The organism is Shewanella saliphila (assembly GCF_014648295.1).
In the GTDB taxonomy this organism is placed as follows: domain Bacteria; phylum Pseudomonadota; class Gammaproteobacteria; order Enterobacterales; family Shewanellaceae; genus Shewanella; species Shewanella saliphila.
On sequence record NZ_BMQV01000024.1, the window covers coordinates 32,880 to 55,425 of the forward strand.

Here is a 22,546-nt window from a genome sequence, read left to right on the forward strand (position 1 = left end):
GTTACTTATTGTGGTCGTTAGATTTTTTAAAAAGCTGTTTAATATTCGTGACCGTAATGAACAAATTAAATTTACTGGGCAAACCGCAGCTGAAAAACGTCAACACACCAAACAACAGGTGACAGAGGCAATTGTCGTGACACCTACTCAAGCTGTAGAGTCGCAATTAGATTTATCGGCTTTATTTTACAGTTTATTATTTGCCAACCAGTCTATAGCCGACAGTGGTATTGCCAATAATCTTGAGCGCCGTGTCATGCAAGATATAGAACTGGCGTTAAGCTCGCCTCAAGCCATTGCCGAAAATGTATTAAAGCTCCCTAGTAAAATACTCGAATTAGACAGAAAACTAGCTGATGACAATATTGACACCAAAGAGCTTATTAAGCTTATTGAGCAAGATCCATTGTTGTGTGTTGAAGTGCTTAAACTGTGTAACTCAATGGCCTTTAAACGTTCCGAAAACGATGTAACGAGTATTCAACAAGCATTAGTACAGGTTGGTCGACAACAATTAAGGCACTTTATCACCAGCTGCTTAGCGCGCGAAATGATAGACATAAAACCAATATATTTTAGGCGCTTTGGTGCCGAGATTTGGCGTCACTCAATGCAGGTGGCTTTTTTAGCCAGTGAACTCGCCAATGCAGAACAATGTGATATCGCATTTTTACTTGGCTTACTTCATGATGTCGGCAAAATTGCGATTTTTAAGATGCTGGTGGATGCATTTTATCAAGCTGAGCCCGGTGAACAACCTAGCTCAACCTTGTTTAAGCAGGTCATGACCACAAAGTCATTAACCTTAAGTGCATTATTAGCACGTTACTGGCGTTTACCTGAGCATTTTGAAGCACCGTTAACGTTATTGGCTAATACTAACATTAAGCCTGATGACGAAATGACATTAATCATCTGGAAGGCCAATATTATTAGTGAGTGCTCTATGCTGCAGCAAGTGGATAAATTACCGCAGAAAGAACTTATCGTGTTGTTGGCTCAGGTGGGTATCACTGAACAAGAGTTTGCTGAACTACATAAAAAATTGCTAGAGTTTTAAGTCGTTAAGACTCTTCAGCAATAAAAAAAGCGCCGTAAGGCGCTTTTTTAATGCAGATATTTCATATTATTGTAATAGTGAAATATCTGCTACATGCAAAAACTGCTCACGAAGATTGGTTAATAACGCTAAACGGTTATTTTTCAATGCTTCATCGTCAGCCATTACCATTACATCTTCAAAGAACTGGTCCACGCTTTCACGTAAATCGGCTAATAATGTTAATGCTTGCTGGTAATCAGCATTGGCAAACAATGGTGCTAACTGTGGTTGTAGTTGTGCTAACTTTTCTGCCAAGGCTTTTTCAGCCGTTTCTGCTAATAGCGCTTGGTTGATGTTTGCAGGCAGTTTGCCTTCAACTTTAGCCAAGATATTAGATACACGTTTATTTGCAGCAGCAAGCGCAGTAGAAGCCTCTAAAGCACGGAAGTGCGATACCGCTTTAACGCGACTGTCAAAATCAGCTGGGCGAGTTGGGCGACGAGCTAATACTGCTAAAATCACATCAACTTGAATTCCTTTGTCTTGATACCAAGCACGGAACCGTGCGAGTAAGAATTCGAGTACATCTTCGGCAGTATTAGCGTTGCTAACATTATCTGCGTGTAACGCTTGTGCTTTAGCAATTAAATCGACTAAGTCTAGTGGCAAATTGTTTTCAACAATAATACGTAAAATACCAATAGCAGCTCGGCGAAGTGCAAATGGATCGGCAGCGCCTTTAGGTGCCTGGCCAATACCAAAAATGCCCACTAAGGTGTCTAGCTTTTCAGCTAACGCAACCGCGCAAGACACGCTTGCCGTTGGTACCGTATCACCCGAAAACTTAGGTTTGTATTGCTCTTCTAAAGCAACGGCAACCGCTTCAGTTTCACCATCAAGGCGAGCATAATGCATCCCCATGGTGCCTTGAGTGTCAGTAAACTCCATCACCATGTTGGTCATCAAGTCTGTTTTAGACAATAGACCGGCGCGGCTTGCATCAGCACTGTTTGTGCTAACACCCTGACCATCAAGTTGGGTTGCAATAAACCCTGCAAGTGTTGAAATGCGCTCAACGCGCGCTTTTAACGTGCCAAGTTGCTTTTGGAATACAACCGTTTCAAGACTGGTTAAGCGTGACTCTAGCGTGTGCTTTTTATCAGTATTAAAGAAGAATTCAGCATCTGCTAGGCGAGGGCGAACCACTTTTTCATTACCTGAAATAATTTGCTGCGGGTCTTTAGATTCGATGTTAGTGACGAAAATAAAGTTAGGTAGCAAGTTACCGATTTTATCAAATACAGGGAAGTATTTCTGGTCGCCTTTCATGGTGTATACAAGGGCTTCAGATGGCACAGCTAAAAACTTTTCTTCAAAGCTAGCGGTTAATACTATTGGCCATTCAACCAATGATGCCACTTCTTCAAGTAAGTCTTCTTGGATATCGGCAACACCACCAATCTTGGCAGCAGCGGCTTCAGAGTCTGCTTTGATTAAGGTTTTACGAAGCTGATAATCAGCCAGTACTTTACCTTGCTCTTTTAGCGCAGTTAAATAGTTGTCTGCATGGTCTAGCTCGAAAGTTGCTTGACCCATAAAGCGATGACCGCGAATAACACGATCAGATTTAATACCCAATAATTCACCCGCAACTAATTCGCTGCCCAGTAACATGGTCACAGTGTGAACAGGGCGAATAAATTGTGTTTTATTGCTGCCCCAACGCATTGGTTTTGGGATTGGCAATTTATCAAGCGCTCGTTGTGCCATATCAGCAATTAGGCTTTTAGTCTCAACACCCACGACTTTAGCTTGATGTACTAGCCATTCACCTTTGTCGGTGACTAAGCGTTCAGCCTGGTCAACAGTAATACCGTTACCACGTGCCCAGCCTTGCGCTGCCTTAGTTGGGTTACCATCTGCATCAAATGCAGAGCTTACCGCAGGGCCACGTTTTTCAACGACTTTATCTGCTTGTGCAAGGGCTAGGCCGACAACATTAATGGCTAAACGACGAGGCGCGGCATACCAAAGAGCAGAATCAAAAGGTAAGTCTGCTTTGGTTAATTCATCGGTAAAGTTTGCTAAAAAAGACTCCGCTAAAGTGCGTAATGACTTTGGCGGTAACTCTTCTGTACCCACTTCAATGAGTAAGTTCTCAAATTTCATTGGTGACCTCTACTTACACAGTGGGAAGCCAAGTGCTTCACGTGCTTGATAATAAGATTCTGCAACACCTTTAGCCATAGTGCGAACGCGTAAAATATAACGCTGACGTTCAGTAACCGAAATGGCATGGCGAGCATCAAGTAAATTGAAAGCGTGCGAGGCTTTCATGACTTGTTCGTATGCAGGTAGTGGTAGAGGTTTTTCTAACGATAATAAGTGCTGGCACATCTTTTCGCATTCATCGAACATAGTAAACATAAAGTTTACATCGGCATGTTCGAAGTTATAAGTTGATTGCTCAACTTCATTTTGATGGAAAATGTCACCGTAGGTTACACGGCCAAGAGGCCCGTCGGTCCAAACAAGATCGTACACACTGTCGACTTCTTGAATGTACATGGCTAAACGCTCAAGGCCATAGGTGATTTCACCCGTTACAGGGCTACATTCAATGCCGCCAACTTGTTGGAAGTAAGTAAATTGAGTCACCTCCATACCGTTAAGCCACACTTCCCAGCCTAAACCCCAGGCGCCTAATGTTGGTGACTCCCAGTTGTCTTCAACAAAGCGAATGTCATGCACTTGGGTATCAATCCCCAAGGCTTCTAATGAGCCTAGATAAAGCTCTTGAATATTGTCAGGTGATGGCTTTAATACTACTTGGAATTGGTAGTAATGTTGTAAGCGGTTTGGGTTTTCACCATAGCGTCCATCAGTAGGACGGCGAGACGGCTGCACATATGCGCTACTCATAGGCTCTGGGCCTAATGAGCGTAAGAACGTCTGCGGGTGGAAAGTACCTGCACCAACTTCCATATCGAGAGGTTGGACAATTGCGCAACCTTGCTGCGCCCAATATTCCTGGAGGGTTAGGATGAAACCCTGAAATGTCTTTACGTCGTGTTTCGTCGTCATGTCTACTGCTATTAGGCTATTAATAGAAAATGGTAATGATTATACCTTGTAGAACAAGGCAGATGTAGGTTATTTTTTAACGTATGAATAAAAACGTTAATGGAACCGTATAATGCAAGTTAACCGATGTGGCTGGGTAAGTGAAGATCCTTTGTATCAAGATTATCATGATAACGTTTGGGGCAGACCTCAATACGATGCAAAGCAGTTATTTGCCAAGTTATGTTTAGATGGTCAGCAAGCAGGTTTGTCTTGGATTACTATTTTAAAAAAGCAGCAAAACTATGAGCAATTATTTGCCGGATTTCAGCCTAGTTTGATTGCAGAGTTTGACCAAGACAAAGTTGAAGCACTAATGCTTGAGCCAGGCATCGTGCGCAACCGATTAAAAATAAACTCGATCATCAAAAACGCTAAAGCGTATGTGGCGTTTGTTGAGCAGGGAAATGATTTTTCTACTTTTTTATGGGATTTCGTTGGTGGAAGCCCTAAGGTCAATCATTTTGAAAACTCAAGCCAGGTGCCAGCTCAAACCCCAGAATCTGAAGCGATGTCTAAAGCGCTTAAAAAGTTAGGCTTTAACTTTGTTGGGCCAACTATTTGTTATGCGTTTATGCAGGCCGTTGGAATGGTGAATGACCACACGACAGATTGCCATTGTTATGGTCAGTATTGATTACCTTTAAAACTCATTTCTGTTAATTATGTGACCAATCAGAGTCACTCAGATTGTTCAGTTTGAGGCGCATTGTTGAAATAATGGTTATTCCCTTCTAAGACAATGCAACAAAGTAATGGACAGTCTGAGTGCCTCCTACAAGGCGGGTTTCTGTGCTTTTATGCTGCTTAATAGCATTTTGACGTACGACTGCATGGATGCAGAAGGTAGAGCAACGCAGGAGCAGTTGCCGAGAGCAACTATGCCTACAATTCTATTACTTACCTAGAAGGCACAGAACTCCCGCTGAATGACCAGATAATTAGTGGAATTGGTATAAAACTCATTTCTGTTAATAAAAAAGGGTGTTCCACGTGGAACACCCTTTTTACTTATTCACATTATTAGAGTGAGAATGCTAGATCTTTTCAAAGAAAAACGCTTTACGCTTTTGCTTATCACCATTTAATTCGTTCATGGTTTCTGAGTTAAATAACTTACCGTTTATCATGGTGTAAGTCACTTTATCGGTACTACGGATATCTGTTAATGGATCGCCGTCAATCACAATGAGGTCGGCTAATTTACCTGGTTTAATTGAACCTAGCTGATGATCCATGCCGAAGGTGGTGGCAGGATTAATGGTGGCCGTTTTGAGCACATCCATATTACTCATGCCGCCTTGTGCGAACATCCACATTTCCCAATGAGCCGCTAACCCTTCGCGTTGACCATGGGCGCCAATATTAACTTTAACACCTAAATCATTCAGTTCATTGGCCACTCTGGCAACATTAAAGTGGTTATAGTGCTCGTCTGGCGCGGTGGTTCTGCGCATTGAGCGAGCGTCTAAAATCTCATGCGGTACATACATGCTTAAGCGTGGGTGAGCCCAGACATCGGTTTTGTCGTACCAGTAATGTTCACCTGATATGCCACCATAAGAAACAACTAGTGTTGGCGTATAGTTAACTTTGGTTTGGCTCCAGAATTGCTTAATGTCACTGTAAATAGACGCCACAGGTAATGAGTGTTCTAAAGTTGTGTGTCCGTCAGCGGCCATTGATAAGTTGTGTTGCAATAAACTGCCACCCTCAGGAACCACCATCATTTCGAGTTCACGCGCTGCGGCAATAATTTGCTGACGTTGATCTCGACGAGGTTGGTTGTAACTTTTAACACTGAATGCGCCGACTTTTTTAAGGCGCTCTAGGTGAAACTTTGCATCATCTAACGAATCAACATGTGAGGTGTAACCTGGTAGGTTGGCGCCATATAAAATGGTGCCTGTTGAAAAGATCCTTGGACCGACAATTTTGCCCGCCTTTTGTTGCTCTGATGCGGCAAATATTTCGGTAGTATCATTTGATGGGTCATGAATAGAGGTCACGCCTAGGGACAATCCTGAATATAATGCCCAGTTTTGTTGCGGGATAATTTCATCATCTGCTTGTCCACCATGTGCATGGGCATCAAATAAACCAGGCATAATGGTTTTACCGCTAATATCGATAACCTGTGCGTTATCCGGAATTGCTAATGTCTCATCACCAACCTGGCTAATTTTATTGTCTTTTACAATAACAACGCCATTGTCGATGACCTGGTCATTTTCCATGGTAATGACTTTACCACTGACAAATACCACTGTTCCACGTGGAACATCTGCTTTATCTTTAAAGCCAATGGCAGTCACTTTGGGTTCTACTTTTTTGTTTGATTTGCTGTATTGAGTGTCAACATCAGCTTGATATAGCTCAGGGCCTAATGTCCAATATAGTTGGTTGTTTTTACCATTCCAGCTGATGCTTTCACCTGCACGGGCACTTAATTGGCTAATAGGTAAGTTAGTGGCTTTAGGTCCAATGGCAATGGTTTCACCGTGTTTGGCAAACGGGGTTACATATACTCTAAAGCGTTCTGCAAAGGCTAGGTGTTCACCATCTGGCGATAAACGAAACTCTGTTGCGTGGTCACTGGTGTAATGGGTACGCCTTTCAAAGCCATTCATGCCGATTGAGGCGAACTCTGGGGTTTTACCAAAATCCATAAAATACACTCGGTCTGAGTCTGCACCAAATTGCGGTTGATGGCCGCTGGCAGTTAGTTTGGTACTTTGTTTACCTTTGATATCGACTTTATATAAGCCCGGTTCTTGTGACCAGGTACGTGGAGTCATGTATCCGCCACGGGCTTTGCGGTACACAATGTAGTCGCCATCAGGCGAGAAGGTTGGCTCGACATATTTACCTGGTTCATTGGTTAATACTTTGGCTTTGCCACCACGAGAACTGACAACGCTTACAGTGCCTTGATGCTGATCATTCCAGGTAGTAAATACAATGTCTTTACCGTCGCGAGACCACTGCGGGAATAGCTCGTTAATATCATCATCTAAACGGGTCAGGCGTTTATGTTTGCCGTCTTTAATATCACGGATCCAAATTTTTCCTAGGGCTTCGAATACAACTTTTTCACCGTTAGGTGATACTTGAGCCATACGTAACATTTTTACGTCGAATTCATCTTGATCTAGGTTTTGCGTGAAACGAACCGCCGGCTGCACATCGCGTTGGCCTTTAATGCTAAATGGAATGTCGCTGAGCTTTTTGCTGTCGACATCAAGTTTATTAATTTTTCCTTGGGCCCAAAACACAATGTGCTTGTTGTCTTTGGTCCACGACATTGTTGGGTACACACCATGAATCGCCCAGGTTTCTTGCATATCGCGGTCAAGCTTATCGTACAGTTTGGTTTCTGCACCTGACTTTAAATCAAGTGAGTACAGCGTTGACTGAAATCCATCACGTTTAATATACGCTAATGTTTTGCCATCAGGGCTTGGCGTTGGGCGGATTGCGCCACCAGTACCTTCAATCAATACTTCGATATCGCCAGTTTGGGTGTCATAACGCTTAATTTTATAAATGCCTTTTACTGAGTCTTTAGAGTAGTGAAAGGTTTTACCTGGCGTTGCGTCCTGACTAAAGTAAATATAGCGGCCATCTGGCGAGTAGGCTGGTTCACCTAAGTCTTTTTGCTCGTTTGGACGTTCGGTTAATTTAACGCCTTCACCACCTGCAACGTGATACATCCATACTTCGCCTGCGCCTAAGCTGCGGGTACCTGTGTAATGCTTACGAGCTACAAGGTATTGCGAGTCTGGACTCCATGCAGGGCTGTTGAGTAATCTAAAGGTTTCTTTGGTGACAGGATGTGGATTTGAGCCATCTGCATCCATAATCCAGATATTATCACCGCCATCTTCATCGCTGGTAAAGGCAATGTATTTACCATCAGGACTATAAACAGGCTGCATTTGCCAGGCGATACCTTGTGCAATTGGCTTGGCTTCGCCACCTGAAATTGGCATTTGATATATATCACCTAGTAGGTCAAACACGATGTTTTTACCGTCAGGCGACACATTGACGTTCATCCAGGTGCCTTCGGTGACATTAATATCAATTTGTTGCAGTTGAGCATTCTCTGGTGAGTTAACTTGCCATTTCGTTGTGTCATCTTCAGCGGCAATACTTGCAGTGTTCATACCGAGTGATAGGGCTATTGCTGCATAAATAGGTGTCAATTTTGATGTAAACATAAATTAGATTATCCGTTTGGTTTTAGATTTTAGTGGAATCAACCTGTTTCGAGTTTTGTATTAGATATTGATGTCTCTGCACACTCAAATGCGGCAAGGTGTCATTTAGAGGTTCCTTTATCGCATAAATTACCAATAAGGTGTACAACAAATCTGTTTCAATTGATGACAGACATTAACATAGATGCCCATTTATCATTAATGGGCATAGAGAGATGAGGGGCGAGTTTAAAGGGCAAAGCTTAAATAAAAATGAGTTACCGAGTATCTGTTTAAGCGATAGTGACTAGGTCATCTGGTTGAATTAAACCAGCTTGAATGACACGGCAAGTTACACCACCACGCCAGTCTGGTAAAAGCGCTTGCTCTAAACCTGGGTGAGCCATTTCCATTTTTTTACATGGGTCGGTTTCACCGGTGATTTGCAGTTGAAGATCGGTGCCAATTGAAATGATTTTACCGACATCTTTGGCATTAAATTCATAGCCACTGATTAATAAGTTTGCTCTGCGAGTGAGCCAATCCAGGTCTGCATTAATTTGCTCACAAGCAAGTTGCCATTGTTGTTGAGACATAACGGTTACTTGGCGTTTACCTGGGCGGCCAAAAATATCATTTTCTACACCACGTTCTACAGTCACATTGGCACAAAATGTCGGTTTCATTACACCACGCTTTGCTGTTTTGTAAGCGATGGCTTCCAATGTGATGGCCATGATCTAAAGTCCTTTTTTGAGTAAGTATTGATAGGGTGTTTTGCTGGTGTCACTGGCAATTAATGTGTGGTCCATAAACTCACAAAAACTTGGAATATCTCTTGTGGTCGCTGGGTCATCAGCGATAACTAGTAAGGTTTCACCCTCTGTCATTTTACGAACGGTTTTGCGGATCATCATTACGGGCTCAGGGCAGCGTAGGCCAAGTGCGTCGAGTTGATGTTGTGCTTGAGCATATATATCGGTCATTGAATAAAATCTATTTTACTAGTCTAATTGCGCCAATATTACTCTTGTCAGTTATGCTTGCCAAGTTTGAGTTTGGCTAAGATATGTCGATTTGCATTGTGTTTGAGTATTTTTTAATTTTCATAGAACATGTTTCACGTGGAACATTAGCCAAAGCAGAAAAATTTAAAAATAAAAAAACGAGCCAAATTGGCTCGTTTTTAATGTTATTCGTAAACTGAGTTTTGCTCAGTTTTAAATAAAATGGTTTTTATACACGCTCAAATACTGTCGCGATACCTTGACCTAAACCAATACACATAGTGGCAAGACCAAGCGTTGCATCTTTTTCTTCCATTAAGTTTATTAGCGTTGTTGAGATACGTGCACCAGAACACCCTAATGGATGACCTAGTGCAATTGCGCCGCCGTTAAGGTTAATCTTTTCATCGACAACATCTTGTAAGCCAAGATCTTTAACACAAGGTAAAGACTGAGCTGCAAAGGCTTCGTTTAGTTCGATAAGATCTAAATCGGCAACAGACAAACCAGCACGGGCTAATGCCTTTTGGGTTGCTGGTACTGGGCCATAACCCATAATTGCCGCATCACAACCGGCAACCGCCATTGAGCGAATACGTGCACGGATGGTTAGCCCTAAAGCGCGCGCTTTAGATTCTTCCATAACCAACATTGCAGAAGCGCCGTCTGATAATGCAGATGATGTACCTGCGGTTACCGTACCGTTTGCTGGGTCGAATGCTGGGCGTAAACCGGCTAAAGATTCTAATGATGTTTCTGGACGAATCACTTCATCGGTCATCACTTTAATTAATGCGCCGTTTGCGTCGTGGCCTTCAATGCCCCAAATTTCTTTGGCGAAGCGACCTTCGATGGTTGCTGCGTGTGCACGTTGATGTGAACGTACGGCAAATGCATCTTGTTGTTCACGAGTGATACCGTGCATTTTACCTAGCATTTCAGCGGTTAAGCCCATCATGCCAGATGCTTTTGCTACACGGTTTGCCATACCTGGATGAAAATCAACACCGTGGTTCATTGGTACGTGGCCCATGTGCTCAACACCACCAATAATGAAGGTGTCGCCTTGGCCAGTCATAATGGCGCGAGCAGCCTGATGTAATGCGTCCATTGATGAACCACATAGACGGTTTACAGTTACAGCACCTGCCGTTTTTGGAATACCGGCAATTAATGCTGCATTACGGGCAATGTTAAAGCCTTGTTCTAGTGTCTGTTGTACACAACCCCAAATGACATCTTCGATGTCGTTTGGGTCTAATTGTGGATTACGCACTAGTAGTGCTTTCATTAATTCTGCAGACAATGTTTCTGCACGTACATTTCTAAATACCCCAGCCTTAGAGCGGCCCATAGGGGTACGAATGCAGTCTACGATAACAGCTTGTTTCATGATTTAATTCCTTTCCCACTGATTAGGCTTGGTAGTAACTACCGTTGTTGGCTGCAAGTTCGCGCATAGCGTCGGTAACTTGATATAAGCCACCAAGATGTGCGTATTTGTCTGCTAGGGCAACAAAATTGGCTACGCCCATGGTATCTATGTAACGGAATACACCACCACGGAATGGAGGGAAACCAATACCGTAAACTAGACCCATATCGCCTTCAGCAGGTGATGCAATAATGCCTTCTTCTAAACAACGAACCGTTTCGATGATCATTGGGATCATACAGCGTGCGATGATGTCATCTGACTCAAACGTCTTTAATGCGCCAAACTCAGCGCTTAATAATTCGTAGCTTGTAGGATCAATGTCTTTTTTCGGTTTACCACGACGGTCAACTGAGTAAGCATAGAAACCTTTTGTGTTTTTTTGACCTAGACGCTTGTTTTCAAACATAATATCGATAGCGTCTTTGCCGTTTTTGCCCATACGATCAGGGAAACCTTCTGCCATAACCGCTTGTGCGTGATGACCTGTATCTAGGCCGACTACGTCAAGTAAGTATGCTGGGCCCATTGGCCAACCAAATTGTTTTTCCATGACTTTATCAACAGCGGCAAAGTCAGCACCTTCAGCAAGTAGGCCGCTAAAGCCTGCGAAGTATGGGAACAACACGCGGTTAACGAAGAAGCCTGGGCAGTCGTTTACTACGATTGGTGTTTTACCCATTTTGCTTGCGTAAGCGACAACCGATGCAATGGTTTCGTCTGAACTGTGCTCGCCGCGGATAACTTCAACCAATGGCATTTTGTGCACAGGATTAAAGAAATGCATACCGCAGAAACGCTCAGGTTTTTTGAGGCTCTTTGCCAACAAGTTGATTGAAATCGTTGAAGTGTTAGATGCAATAATGGCATCTTCTGCAACTTGACCTTCAACTTCAGCCAATACTGTCGCTTTCACTTTTGGATGTTCAACAACCGCTTCAACCACGATGTCGCTACCTTTTATGGCGGCGTAATCAAGTGACGGGGTAATGTTATTTAATACTTTTGCCATTTTCTCCGGCGTAGAGCGGCCGCGAGCAACTTGTGTTGATAGAATTTTAGCCGCTTCATTTAAGCCTAACTCTAATGCTGGCTGAGCGATGTCTTTCATCACGATTGGCGTGCCTTTACTGGCGCTTTGGTATGCAATACCACCACCCATGATACCAGCACCTAATACTGCTGCTTGGTTAACATCTTTAGCCAGTTTGCTGGCTTTTTTCGCTTTACCTTTTACAAATTGGTCATTTAAGAAAATACCAATTAATGCTTGGGCAACATCTGTTTTAGCTAGCTTGATAAACGCTTGTGCTTCGACTTTTAATGCACCATCGCGGTCTAAACCTGCAGCTTGCTCAACCACATTCACAGCAGCCATTGGCGCTGGATAATGTTTACCCGCAACAGAGAACACCATGCCTTTAGCGGTAGCAAAAGACATCATGGCTTCAAGCTTTGGTAACTGAAGTGCTGATTGCTTTTTAGTACGACGTGTTTGCCAGTCAATGCTGCCATTTAATGCATCGTGCAACATTTGTAGTGCTGCTGTTTCTAAATGTTCTGGTGCAACCACGGCGTCAATGGCGCCGACTTTTAATGCATCAGCTGGGCGTTGATCTTTTGCTGTAGTGATCCACTCAACGGCATTATCTGCACCGATAACACGTGGTAAACGCACTGTGCCACCAAAACCAGGGATAATCCCCAGTTTAGTTTCTGGTAAGCCAACACGTGCATTGGTATCTGCAATACGTAAGTCGGTTGCTAAAATGGTTTCGAAACCGCCGCCCAATGCAAATCCATTAACAGCTGATGCAGTAGGGAATGGTAGGTCTTCAAGCTTATTAAATACTGCGTTAGCTTGTTCAACCCAAGCTTGTAACGTCGCATCATCCTGCTGGAATAGACTCAAAAATTCAGTGATATCAGCACCAACAATAAAGGTGCTTTTTGCTGATGTCAGCAATAACGCTTTGATATTGGTGTTTTGCTTTATGCTGTCTAATGCAGCATCTAATGAGGCTAGAGTTTCTCTGTCGAACTTGTTTACCGAACCAGGTGCGTTAAAACACAGTTTGGCAATATTATCTTCAAGTAACTCAACCTGAATGGTAGGGCTTTGGTAGATCATTGCTTGCTTCCTTATTGCTTAAAAGCGACTTCCACATCTTATTTACTGTGCAGTTATCAAGCTAAATTCACAGCAGTTTAGGCCATCTATTGACCAATTGATTGTCAGTGTGCGACTAAATGAGAAAAATTACAACACCCAATTTAAACGGCCGTTTAATTTTTTATCATCTAGCGATGCGTTTTCTAGTTTGTGATAGACTTATTGGGTTAAAACTTATCAAAGGGACAATCTATGGATCAGTTAGCCCATCTATATCATGCGCATATTACCGAGCTTAATCGTCGTGTTGCTGATATTTGTCAACGTGAAAACCTTGCCGGCATTGTGATTCACTCGGGGCAACCTCATAGACAATTTTTAGATGATCTAAATTATCCCTTTAAAGTAAATCCACAATTTAAAGCTTGGCTGCCAATTTTAGACACCCCTAACTGTTGGGTAATTGCTAATGGCCAAGACAAGCCGACTTTAGTGTTTTACCGTCCGGTAGATTTTTGGCATAAAGTGAATGATGTGCCACAAACTTTTTGGACAGAACATTTTAATATTCAATTATTAACAAAGCCTGATCGCATTGCTGATTACTTACCTAAAAATATGACCGCATGGGCCTATATCGGTGAGCACTTGGATGTGGCTGATGTGTTAGGTTTTACTGCCCGTAACCCTGATGCTGTGATGAATTACTTACATTATCATCGCGCTGATAAAACACAGTATGAGCTTGAGTGTTTGCGCCGCGCCAACCAAATTGCCGTTAAAGGCCATTTAGCGGCCAAAAATGCGTTTTATAATGGGGCGAGTGAGTTCGAAATTCAGCAGTGCTATTTATTGGAAATCGGCCAAGGTGAAAATGATGTTCCCTATGGCAATATTGTCGCATTAAATCAAAATTCTGCGATTTTACATTACACCGCACTTGAGCATACTAAACCTGAACAAAGGTTATCTTTTTTGATTGATGCGGGTGCTAATTTTTATGGGTATGCTGCTGATATTACACGTACTTATGCTTTTGAGAAAAACCGTTTTTATCAATTAATTGTCGCGCTTAATAAAGTGCAACTCGCCATTATTGAACAAATGAAACCCGGCGTTAAATATGTTGATTTACATATTGCGACACATGAGCATATTGGCCAATTACTCGTTGATTTTGAACTTGCAACCGGCACAATTGAGCAATTAGTTGCACAAGGTATTACCAATGCTTTTTTCCCTCATGGCTTAGGGCATATGTTAGGGTTGCAGGTGCATGATATGGGCGGTTATGCTCATGATGAACGAGGAACGCACATTGCTGCGCCAGATGCGCATCCATTTCTACGCTGCACTCGTGTTTTAGCCGCAAATCAGGTGCTAACAGTTGAGCCGGGTATTTATATTATTGATACCTTACTTGAACAACTATCGCCGTCAGCAAAACAAATGATTAACTGGAAAACGGTAGATGAATTGCGGCCTTTTGGTGGGATCAGAATAGAAGATAACGTAATCGTGCATCAAAACCGGGTCGAAAACATGACAAGAGAGTTTGGTTTAGTTGATTGAGTCATATTTAATACCTCAAGCTAACGTGTTGATAGAGGAAGAGATAAAGCATAGCCGCTTTATCTCTTTGTTGTTTCATTGTCCAAATCAACAACAAATGAAGTTAGCGCTTACTGACATAAAGCTACAATATCCAGGAGCGAGTCATTATTGTTATGCTTTTGTGGCTGGCAGCCCTGAAAATACCATTGATATGGGGGCTAGCGATGATGGTGAGCCGTCGGGCAGTGCCGGAAAACCCATGTTAGCATGCCTGCAAGGAGCGAATATTGGTGAGCTTGGTGCAATTGTTGTGCGTTACTTTGGTGGTACTAAGTTGGGCGTGGGTGGTTTAGTTCGTGCTTATACCTCAGGGATTAAGCAAGGATTGCCTCAAGTACAAACGCAAATAAAGCATATACGCTACCCAACGAGTTTAGTGTGTCATTATGCGCAATTAACCGATGTAGAATATTTAGTTAATCAACATGATGGTGTGGTTATTGATAAAGTGTTTACTGATAGGGTTGAGGTTCATTTTGAATTGGCCAAATCATACCATCAAGATTTTAATCAAGCTTTAGCGACCCTGACTCAGGGCCAGTTACAAGTAAAGTTTACAGTTTGACCAATGGCAAACTTATGCCAGAATGTCATTCAATTGTTAACATGGTCGCAGTGCAACCTAAACAGAATCCTTAATGCAATATAAAACAATTATTAGAATCACCGGTTTGCTGATGGGATTATTTTCAATCACCATGTTACCGTCGGCATTAGTGGCTATCTTGTATAAAGATGGCGGTGGTACCGCGTTCATTCAGGCCTTTTTTGTCAGTATCTTTTTGGGCTTTTTATTGTGGTACCCCAATCGTCATCAAAAAGGTGACCTTCGTACCCGCGAGGGGTTCTTGATTGTGGTGTTATTCTGGACGGTTCTTGGGTCGATAGGGGCGCTGCCGTTTATTTTCTCTAATGAGCCGAATCTTAGTTGGACTGACAGTTTTTTTGAATCCTTTTCTGCGTTAACCACCACCGGGGCTACCGTTATTGTTGGCCTTGATGACCTACCTAAATCGGTATTGTTTTATCGCCATTTACTGCAGTGGATGGGCGGCATGGGTATCATTGTACTTGCTGTGGCTATTTTACCGCTGTTAGGTATTGGTGGTATGCAGTTATATAAAGCCGAAGTTCCTGGTCCAGTAAAAGACACCAAGGTTACCCCTCGTATTGCCGAAACAGCCAAAGCCTTGTGGTACATTTATTTTATGCTGACAACCTTGTGTGCGTTAGCATTTTACTTTGCCGGAATGGACGCTTTTGATGCTATTTGTCATTCATTTTCAACGATTGCGATTGGCGGGTTTTCTACCCATGATGCCAGTTTAGGGTATTTTGATAGCCCATTAATCAATGTCATTTGTGCGGTTTTCTTACTGATTGCAGCCGTCAATTTTAGTTTGCATTTTGCCGCATTTAGTTGGCGTGGGATTAACTTTAAAATCTATTTTAAAGATGCCGAATTTAAAGTGTTAATTGCCGTGCAGCTGGTATTAACAGCCATTTGTTTTATGACGCTATATCAGTCTGGTGTTTACGATTCGGCAGAACAAACCCTCGATTATGCATTCTTTCAAGTGGTATCTATTTCGACCACCGCCGGGTTTGGCACTGAAAGTTTTCATTCCTGGCCATTGTTTTTACCTATTTTGTTAATATTTTCGAGCTTTATTGGTGGCTGTGCGGGTTCAACCGGTGGCGGTATGAAAGTGATTCGCTTGATTCTATTGGTATTACAAGGCTCGCGCGAATTGAAACGTTTAGTTCATCCTAAGGCGATGTATTCAATCCGGATCGGCGGGAATGCATTACCAGACCGGATTATTGATGCGGTTTGGGGGTTCTTTTCTGCATATGCTTTGGTCTTTGTGGTGTGCATGGTGATTTTAATGGCCATGGAAATGGATGCAATTACGGCATTTAGTGCCACTGCGGCGAGTATTAATAACTTAGGCCCTGGTTTAGGAGACGTTGCCTCAAGCTATGCTAACATCACCGATGGGGCTAAGTGGGTATTGATTGTTGCGATGTTGTTTGGTCGATTAGAGGTCTTTACATTGTTGGTCTTGTTTACCCCTACTTTTTGGAAAAATTAATGTTAAAAACGGCAATTTTGTATTCAACAGTTGATGGACAAACCTTGGCTATTTGTCAGCGAATTGAGCAAGTACTTCGCGAAAGTGGCGAGCAAGTGACAGTGATTAACCTAACGGATGTGACTGCTGAGCAACTAGCTGCAGTGGATAAAGTGGTGATTGGTGCCAGTATTCGTTATGGCAAACATCGACCTGAGTTATTTAAGTTTGCCGCGCAGCACCGGGCATTGCTCGACACTAAGTTGAACAGTTTTTTTACCGTAAACGTTGTCGCCAGAAAACCGTTAAAAAATACCCCTGAAACCAATCCTTATATGCAAAAGTTTTTAACCTTATCGGTTTGGAAACCTAAACTGCTTGGGGTTTTTGCCGGTAAAATTGATTATCCACGTTATCGATTTTTCGATAAGGTCATGATTCGTTTCATTATGTGGATGACCAAAGGGCCAACAGACACCAGCGGCACGTTTGAGTTTACCGACTGGAATAAAGTAGAAGGGTTCGCCAAAGATATTGCGGCGCAAAAGCATTAACTTGTTAAGTGGCGCAATAACGGCGGTGTAAAATGGATATGACTTCATTCACTTGTTCATTTTTAAGGGTGTAATACACCACTTGAGAGCTTTTTCGTGTATTCACTAAGTCTTGCGTGCGCAGTACGGCTAAATGTTGCGACAATGCAGACTGGCTCAAAGGCACGGTTTCATTCAGCTCTGTCACACTGTGTTCTTTTTCCAGCAGCAAACATAAAATCATCAGTCGATACGGATTCGCTATTGCCTTTAGCCATTGCGCGGCTGTTTCAGCATTATTAAGCATGGTGACGACATCGATATCTTGCTGCATGAGTATTCCAACCTAGTGAACTTGAGTTAGTTTAACACTAACTCCCTATTTAGTATCATCATACTTCTGCACTTCACAGATCTCAATTTTAACTATTAAATATATGAGCTATTTCTAATTTGTGATCATTGCTCAGGTTTAAAAACCACTTTTTATGCCAAACTGAGGCAAATAACGCAGTAATGAGAAATAACATGGCGCACATATTAGTACTTTATTATTCTCGTGGAGGCCACACGGCTCAAATTAGTCGTGCTATTGCTGATCAAATTATCGCTAATGGTGATCAATGTGATGTAGTGAATATCCATGATACTAAACAAAAACCGATTGAATGGGATAAATATCAAGCCGTAGCTTTAGGTGCCTGTGTTTTGTATGGCTCATACCATAAGTCGGTTTTTGAATTTGTCAGCCAACATCAGCAAGCTTTATCGAATATTCCAAATAGCTTTTTTTGTGTCAATGTTGTTGCGCGTAATCCTGAAAAACGCATCCCTGAAAACAATAAATATTTACAGAAATTCTTAACCTTATCAGCTTGGAAACCACAAGATGTTAAGATTATTGCTGGTAAAGTAGATTATCCATCTTGGCCTTGGTACGACAGCTTAATGATTAGATTGATCATGAAAATGACAGATGGACCGACAGATCCTACCGCCATTATTGACTATACCGATTGGGAAGATGTGAAAACTTACGGCAATCACATTGCTAAGCTAGCCCAGGTTGAGTTTAGCTAACAGTGGCATGATTTAATGAGATAGTTTAGCGCTAAAGCACGGCAAAAGTGGCCGTGCTTTTTAGTGGCTGATAATTGGTATTGTATTGGTGTAACTCGAGCTCAAAAAACTTACTTTAAAAGAAAAATGCACTCGGCTGAAACAGCTTTTCTACATCGCCGATGAATTTTTTATTCACTAAAAATAAGATGACATGATCACCTTGTTCTATCACGGTTTTGTCATGGCCCATTAACACTTCATCGTTTCGAACTATGGCACCAATGGTCGTGCCTGGTGGTAGCTTTATCTCACCAATTTGTTTGCCAACGACTTTTGATGTACTGGCGTCACCGTGAGCGATAGCTTCTATGGCTTCCGCTGCACCACGACGTAATGAGTAAACGTTGCAAATATCACCTTGGCGAATATGAGTAAGCAGGGCAGAAATAGTGGCTTGTTGTGGTGAAATCGCAATGTCGATATTGGCTTCTTGCACAATATCAACATAGGCTTCACGCTGAATCAGCACCATGACTTTTTTGGCACCCATGCGTTTTGCGAGCAATGCCGACATAATGTTTGCTTCGTCATCGTTGGTGACGGCAATAAACACATCGGTTTGATCTATGTGTTCTTCAATCAATAATTCTTGGTCTGAGGCGTCACCACAAAAAACAGTTGTTTTTTCAAGCTTTTCAGATAGTTGTTCAGCACGTTCTTGTCGGTGTTCAATCAGTTTTACTGAGTGATTACGTTGCAGTTTTTGTGCTAAACCAAAGCCGATATTACCGCCACCAGCAATCATAATGTTACGGTATGAGTTATCGAGCTTTTGCATTTCGCTCATTACCGCACGAATATGGCGACTGTCGGCGACAAAAAATACTTCATCATCGGCTTCAATAATGGTGGTACCGCGCGGCATAATCGGCCGGCCTTGTCTAAAAATCGCCGCGACTCGGGTATCAATATTTGGCATGTGCTCACGTAATGTGGCTAATGCATTGCCGACCAAAGGCCCACCATAATAGGCTTTTACTGCGACTAGGCTTAACTTACCCTTTGCAAATTCAAGTACTTGCAATGCACCAGGGTATTCAACCAGCCTTTGTATGTAAGTGGTTACTAACTGTTCAGGGGCGATGAGTTCATCAATAATAAAACCACCACGCGGTTTTGCGTCACTGGTTTTAATCTCGCTGTTAATAAACAGCTTATCTTGTAATTCTAGGTAGGCTTCGGAGCGAATACGGGCAATTTTTGTTGGCGTACCAAATAGACTGTAGGCAATTTGGCAAGCAGACATATTACATTCATCGCTGTTTGTCACAGCAATGAGCATGTCGGCATCTTCTGCGCCAGCTTCTTTTAAAACACTTGGATGGGCGCCATGGCCTACTACAACACGTAAATCAAACTTATCTTGCAATAGCCTTAGTCTCGCTCGGTCGCTGTCGACTAAGGTGATGTCATTATTCTCTCCGACTAAGTTTTCAGCTAATGTGCCGCCAACTTGGCCCGCCCCTAAAATAATAATCTTCATGGCTTTGGCTAGATCCTTAAATTGCTTTAACTAAGTGTGCGTAATAAAAACCATCCATATTGTCTTGGCCGGGTAAAATCTGCCAACCAATGTCATCGGGATTTGGCTGTTGTGCGATTGGCACTAACTTAGCGTCTGGCGTGCGGGCTAAAAACTGCTCAACTTGTTGGCTGTTTTCTTGCGGTAAAATAGAGCAAGTGGCATACAGTAATGTACCGCCGGGTTTTAGCCATTGCCAACAGTGATCAAAAATTTGTCGTTGCAAATTGGCTAACTCTTCAATGTCATTATTTTTACGCAGCCATTTAATATCTGGATGGCGTCGGATCACTCCGGTTGCTGAGCAAGGTGCATCCAGTAAAATACGGTCAAATTGTTGCCCTTGCCACCATGAGTCAATATTGGCTGCATCGCCGTGAATAACTTGCGCTTTTAAATGCAGTCTGTCCAGATTTTGTTGCACTCGGGCAAGGCGTTTTTCATCAAAATCGACCGCAACAAGGTTAATGCTGGGCGCGAGTTCGATTAAATGACAACTTTTACCACCAGGCGCTGCGCACGCATCTAACACTAGCTCATTTGCAGCAGGCGCTAAGAGTGTCGCAGCCCATTGTGCCGCGCCATCTTGTACAGACGCTGCGCCTTGCATAAAGTCTGGCAAGTTGGAGACATCTTTAGGGCTGTCTAGCAATATTGAATCTGGGCTCGGGCCTGCTTGGGCACTAATCTCTTGTGTCGTTAGTGCGCTTAAATAGTCTTCGCGAGATTGCGATAAACGATTGTTACGTAGCCACATTGGTGGACGTTGGTGGCTTTGCTCAATAATGGCTTGCCAGTTGTCTGGATAGGCTTGTTGTAAGCGTTTAATAAACCAGGCGGGAGTATTAAAACGTAGCGTATCTGAGTCCGTGTTTAAGGCTGCATCTTGGCGTTGAATATTGCGTAATACACCATTGACGACCTTTACTAATCCATCAAAACGCAGTTGCCGACAGGCTTCTGCTGTTTCTGAAAGGGCGGCATGTGCAGGAATACGGGTGAAGTAAAGCTGATAACAACCCACTATCAATAACTGATGTAAAATGCGTTGTTTGCCTTTAAATGGCTTGGTTAGGCAGTCACTTACACATTTGTCTAGCTGTGGTAGTTGTCGCATTACTCCGTAGCAAAGTTCTGCTAATAAGGCTTTATCTTTACCGTTTTGTAAGTGTTGCTGTTGCTCAGGAAGGGCAACCGATAACGAGATGCCTTTTTCAAGTACGTCATAAATCGCTTTAGCTGCAAGTGCACGCACATTCATGCTAGTTAGCCTCTTGGTTTAAACACACACCAGCAGCAAACCAATCACTACGAGCATTTAAGATATCAGCCACATTTAATGGCTTTTTGTTAGGCAATTGCATGGTTTCGATAATTAATGTGCCGTCTGCTGTCGCAACTTCAATACCTTGTTTGGTAGCCGAAATCACAGTGCCAGGTGCTTGCGAGCATGTTTGGGCATTGTAGGTTGCTTGCCATACTTTTATCACGCTTTGTTGGTGTTCAAAGTAGCTAACAGGCCAAGGGTTAAAGGCGCGGATCTCTTGCCACAATTGCTTAGCGCTTTTATGCCAATCAATACGGGCTTCTTCTTTAGACAGTTTTTCTGCGTAGTTTGCTAGGGCTTCATCTTGCTTTTGTGCTTGAAGGCTACCTTCACTTAGCCCTATTAGCGCTTCAACTAAGGCTTGAGGACCTTGCTCGGCTAGTTTTTCATACAGGCTTGCTGAAGTGTCGCTTGCTTCTATGGGCAAATGCGTTTTTAGTAGCATGTCGCCCGTATCAAGGCCAACATCCATTTGCATAATGGTGACACCGGTTTCTGTGTCGCCAGCCCATAGTGCGCGCTGAATAGGTGCCGCACCACGCCAGCGAGGTAATATAGAACCGTGAACATTGATGCAGCCTAATCTAGGAGTATCAAGTACTATCTTTGGTAAAATCAATCCGTAAGCGACCACCACCATAATGTCGGCATTGAGGCTGGCTAATTCTGCTTGGGCGTCTTCGTTGCGCAGTGATGCCGGCTGAAAGACGTTGATGTCATGTTGTTGTGCTAATGCTTTAACTGGGCTGGCGGTCAGCTTTTTTCCACGGCCAGCCGGTCGGTCTGGTTGGGTGTAAACGGCAATTACATCATGTTCAGAGTTTATTAGCGCCTGTAAGTGTCTGGCGGCAAAATCCGGAGTACCGGCAAAGATAATTTTTAACGGTTTCAAATTTGTTCCTATTGTTACTTGGCGGCTAGACGCGCTTCTTTTTCAAGTTTTGTTTTTATACGCTGACGTTTAAGTGGTGACAAGTAATCCACAAATAGCTTACCTTTTAAGTGATCCATTTCATGTTGGATACAAATTGCAAATAGTTCGTCGGCTTCAACGGTAAATTCTTCACCGTGACGATCAAGTGCTTTGAATGTGACAAATTCAGCGCGGTCTACTTTGGCATAAATACCAGGAACAGATAAACAACCTTCTTCATTGGCAAAGTCGCCGCTGCTTTTTATAATTTGTGGATTAATAAAAATCGTTGGACGTTCAACGTCATCTTGTAAGTCCATGACGATAAGCTGTTTATGGAAATCGACTTGGGTTGCAGCAAGGCCAATGCCTTTTTCTTCGTACATGGTTTCTAACATATTATCGATTTGGGTTTGTAATTCTGGCCCAAAATCAGTCACAGGTTCAGCAATAGTGCGTAAACGCTCATCTGGAAATCGTAAAACATTTAATAATGGCATATATAAACTCTTAACAAG

19 protein-coding genes are annotated in these 22,546 nt (G+C 42.8%); 7 read left to right on the forward strand and 12 right to left on the reverse strand.

All coding sequences use genetic code 11. From position 1 onward, the window contains the following. The first annotated feature begins 10 nt into the window (after positions 1–10). The gene (locus IEY48_RS12255) at positions 11–1,060 is read left to right on the forward strand and encodes an HDOD domain-containing protein (protein ID WP_188920703.1); all 1,050 of its coding nucleotides are present in this window, start codon (positions 11–13) and stop codon (positions 1,058–1,060) included. Between the two features lie 66 nt (positions 1,061–1,126). Here IEY48_RS12255 and glyS read toward each other — a convergent pair whose 3' ends face one another. Together glyS and glyQ are read right to left on the reverse strand one after the other, a co-directional pair. Next, entirely contained in the window at positions 1,127–3,211 is a 2,085-nt protein-coding gene (gene glyS / locus IEY48_RS12260) for a glycine--tRNA ligase subunit beta (protein WP_188920705.1), read from the reverse strand. A 9-nt stretch (positions 3,212–3,220) separates the two neighbouring features. Continuing rightward, positions 3,221–4,126, reverse strand: a complete 906-nt coding sequence (gene glyQ / locus IEY48_RS12265; protein ID WP_188920707.1) for a glycine--tRNA ligase subunit alpha — start codon at positions 4,124–4,126, stop codon at positions 3,221–3,223. 112 nt (positions 4,127–4,238) lie between these two features. Here glyQ and IEY48_RS12270 point away from each other — a divergent pair, with 112 nt between their 5' ends. Then, positions 4,239–4,802, forward strand: a complete 564-nt coding sequence (locus IEY48_RS12270) for a DNA-3-methyladenine glycosylase I (RefSeq protein WP_188920708.1) — start codon at positions 4,239–4,241, stop codon at positions 4,800–4,802. Positions 4,803–5,202: 400 nt separating this feature from the next. On the opposite strand, the gene IEY48_RS12275 is transcribed toward IEY48_RS12270, so the two are convergent. The 5 genes from IEY48_RS12275 to fadB form a co-directional block, all read right to left on the reverse strand. Then, positions 5,203–8,388: an amidohydrolase family protein gene (locus tag IEY48_RS12275; RefSeq protein ID WP_188920710.1), complete on the reverse strand. Its 3,186-nt coding sequence runs from the start codon at positions 8,386–8,388 to the stop codon at positions 5,203–5,205. 272 nt (positions 8,389–8,660) lie between these two features. Beyond that, positions 8,661–9,104, reverse strand: a complete 444-nt coding sequence (locus IEY48_RS12280) for an MOSC domain-containing protein (protein WP_188920711.1) — start codon at positions 9,102–9,104, stop codon at positions 8,661–8,663. Between the two features lie 3 nt (positions 9,105–9,107). After that, on the reverse strand, positions 9,108–9,353 hold the full coding sequence (gene tusA, locus IEY48_RS12285; RefSeq protein WP_188920713.1) for a sulfurtransferase TusA: 246 nt from the start codon (positions 9,351–9,353) through the stop codon (positions 9,108–9,110). Between the two features lie 250 nt (positions 9,354–9,603). Continuing rightward, positions 9,604–10,767: an acetyl-CoA C-acyltransferase FadA gene (fadA, locus tag IEY48_RS12290; protein ID WP_188920715.1), complete on the reverse strand. Its 1,164-nt coding sequence runs from the start codon at positions 10,765–10,767 to the stop codon at positions 9,604–9,606. A 22-nt stretch (positions 10,768–10,789) separates the two neighbouring features. After that, positions 10,790–12,940, reverse strand: a complete 2,151-nt coding sequence (gene fadB, locus IEY48_RS12295) for a fatty acid oxidation complex subunit alpha FadB (RefSeq protein WP_188920717.1) — start codon at positions 12,938–12,940, stop codon at positions 10,790–10,792. A 234-nt stretch (positions 12,941–13,174) separates the two neighbouring features. On the opposite strand from fadB, the gene pepQ reads away from it, so the two are divergent. The 4 genes from pepQ to hemG (IEY48_RS12315) all read left to right on the forward strand — a co-directional run bounded on the left by pepQ (position 13,175) and on the right by hemG (IEY48_RS12315) (position 17,165). Beyond that, positions 13,175–14,494: a Xaa-Pro dipeptidase gene (pepQ, locus tag IEY48_RS12300; RefSeq protein ID WP_188920719.1), complete on the forward strand. Its 1,320-nt coding sequence runs from the start codon at positions 13,175–13,177 to the stop codon at positions 14,492–14,494. Further along, complete coding sequence (locus tag IEY48_RS12305; RefSeq protein ID WP_188920721.1) at positions 14,487–15,101, forward strand: YigZ family protein; 615 nt, start codon at positions 14,487–14,489, stop codon at positions 15,099–15,101. Before pepQ ends, IEY48_RS12305 begins: the two co-directional genes overlap by 8 nt. 73 nt (positions 15,102–15,174) lie before the next feature. Continuing rightward, positions 15,175–16,632, forward strand: coding sequence for a TrkH family potassium uptake protein (locus IEY48_RS12310; RefSeq protein ID WP_188920723.1), 1,458 nt, complete (start codon positions 15,175–15,177; stop codon positions 16,630–16,632). Beyond that, complete coding sequence (gene hemG, locus IEY48_RS12315) at positions 16,632–17,165, forward strand: menaquinone-dependent protoporphyrinogen IX dehydrogenase (RefSeq protein ID WP_188920725.1); 534 nt, start codon at positions 16,632–16,634, stop codon at positions 17,163–17,165. The genes IEY48_RS12310 and hemG (IEY48_RS12315) overlap by 1 nt, the downstream gene beginning before the upstream one ends. 4 nt (positions 17,166–17,169) lie before the next feature. Here hemG (IEY48_RS12315) and IEY48_RS12320 read toward each other — a convergent pair whose 3' ends face one another. Continuing rightward, positions 17,170–17,478, reverse strand: a complete 309-nt coding sequence (locus tag IEY48_RS12320; protein ID WP_188920728.1) for an ArsR/SmtB family transcription factor — start codon at positions 17,476–17,478, stop codon at positions 17,170–17,172. 194 nt (positions 17,479–17,672) lie between these two features. Between IEY48_RS12320 and hemG (IEY48_RS12325) the strand changes: the two genes are divergently transcribed. Further along, complete coding sequence (gene hemG / locus IEY48_RS12325) at positions 17,673–18,224, forward strand: menaquinone-dependent protoporphyrinogen IX dehydrogenase (protein ID WP_188920730.1); 552 nt, start codon at positions 17,673–17,675, stop codon at positions 18,222–18,224. 115 nt (positions 18,225–18,339) lie between these two features. On the opposite strand, the gene trkA is transcribed toward hemG (IEY48_RS12325), so the two are convergent. Genes trkA through def form a run of 4 tightly spaced genes read right to left on the reverse strand, consistent with a single transcriptional unit; the run spans position 18,340 to position 22,528 of the window. Further along, positions 18,340–19,749: a Trk system potassium transporter TrkA gene (trkA, locus tag IEY48_RS12330; RefSeq protein WP_188920732.1), complete on the reverse strand. Its 1,410-nt coding sequence runs from the start codon at positions 19,747–19,749 to the stop codon at positions 18,340–18,342. Between the two features lie 16 nt (positions 19,750–19,765). Then, positions 19,766–21,049 (reverse strand): 16S rRNA (cytosine(967)-C(5))-methyltransferase RsmB, encoded by a 1,284-nt coding sequence (rsmB, locus tag IEY48_RS12335; protein ID WP_188920734.1) that lies wholly within the window; start codon positions 21,047–21,049, stop codon positions 19,766–19,768. Between the two features lies 1 nt (position 21,050). Beyond that, on the reverse strand, positions 21,051–22,007 hold the full coding sequence (fmt, locus tag IEY48_RS12340) for a methionyl-tRNA formyltransferase (RefSeq protein WP_188920736.1): 957 nt from the start codon (positions 22,005–22,007) through the stop codon (positions 21,051–21,053). 14 nt (positions 22,008–22,021) lie between these two features. Continuing rightward, positions 22,022–22,528, reverse strand: coding sequence for a peptide deformylase (gene def / locus IEY48_RS12345; RefSeq protein WP_229786427.1), 507 nt, complete (start codon positions 22,526–22,528; stop codon positions 22,022–22,024). Positions 22,529–22,546: the final 18 nt, after the last annotated feature.

Coding starts and splice junctions, on each gene's coding strand:
- trkA (WP_188920732.1), bottom strand. CDS start 19,749: ATGAAGATTATTATTTTAGGGGCGGGCCAAGTTGGCGGCACATTAGCT.
- IEY48_RS12270 (WP_188920708.1), top strand. CDS start 4,239: ATGCAAGTTAACCGATGTGGCTGGGTAAGTGAAGATCCTTTGTATCAA.
- glyS (WP_188920705.1), bottom strand. CDS start 3,211: ATGAAATTTGAGAACTTACTCATTGAAGTGGGTACAGAAGAGTTACCG.
- IEY48_RS12280 (WP_188920711.1), bottom strand. CDS start 9,104: ATGGCCATCACATTGGAAGCCATCGCTTACAAAACAGCAAAGCGTGGT.
- def (WP_229786427.1), bottom strand. CDS start 22,528: ATGCCATTATTAAATGTTTTACGATTTCCAGATGAGCGTTTACGCACT.
- pepQ (WP_188920719.1), top strand. CDS start 13,175: ATGGATCAGTTAGCCCATCTATATCATGCGCATATTACCGAGCTTAAT.
- hemG (WP_188920730.1), top strand. CDS start 17,673: ATGGCGCACATATTAGTACTTTATTATTCTCGTGGAGGCCACACGGCT.
- IEY48_RS12320 (WP_188920728.1), bottom strand. CDS start 17,478: ATGCAGCAAGATATCGATGTCGTCACCATGCTTAATAATGCTGAAACA.
- glyQ (WP_188920707.1), bottom strand. CDS start 4,126: ATGACGACGAAACACGACGTAAAGACATTTCAGGGTTTCATCCTAACC.
- hemG (WP_188920725.1), top strand. CDS start 16,632: ATGTTAAAAACGGCAATTTTGTATTCAACAGTTGATGGACAAACCTTG.
- tusA (WP_188920713.1), bottom strand. CDS start 9,353: ATGACCGATATATATGCTCAAGCACAACATCAACTCGACGCACTTGGC.
- rsmB (WP_188920734.1), bottom strand. CDS start 21,049: ATGAATGTGCGTGCACTTGCAGCTAAAGCGATTTATGACGTACTTGAA.
- fadA (WP_188920715.1), bottom strand. CDS start 10,767: ATGAAACAAGCTGTTATCGTAGACTGCATTCGTACCCCTATGGGCCGC.
- fadB (WP_188920717.1), bottom strand. CDS start 12,940: ATGATCTACCAAAGCCCTACCATTCAGGTTGAGTTACTTGAAGATAAT.
- IEY48_RS12310 (WP_188920723.1), top strand. CDS start 15,175: ATGCAATATAAAACAATTATTAGAATCACCGGTTTGCTGATGGGATTA.
- IEY48_RS12275 (WP_188920710.1), bottom strand. CDS start 8,388: ATGTTTACATCAAAATTGACACCTATTTATGCAGCAATAGCCCTATCA.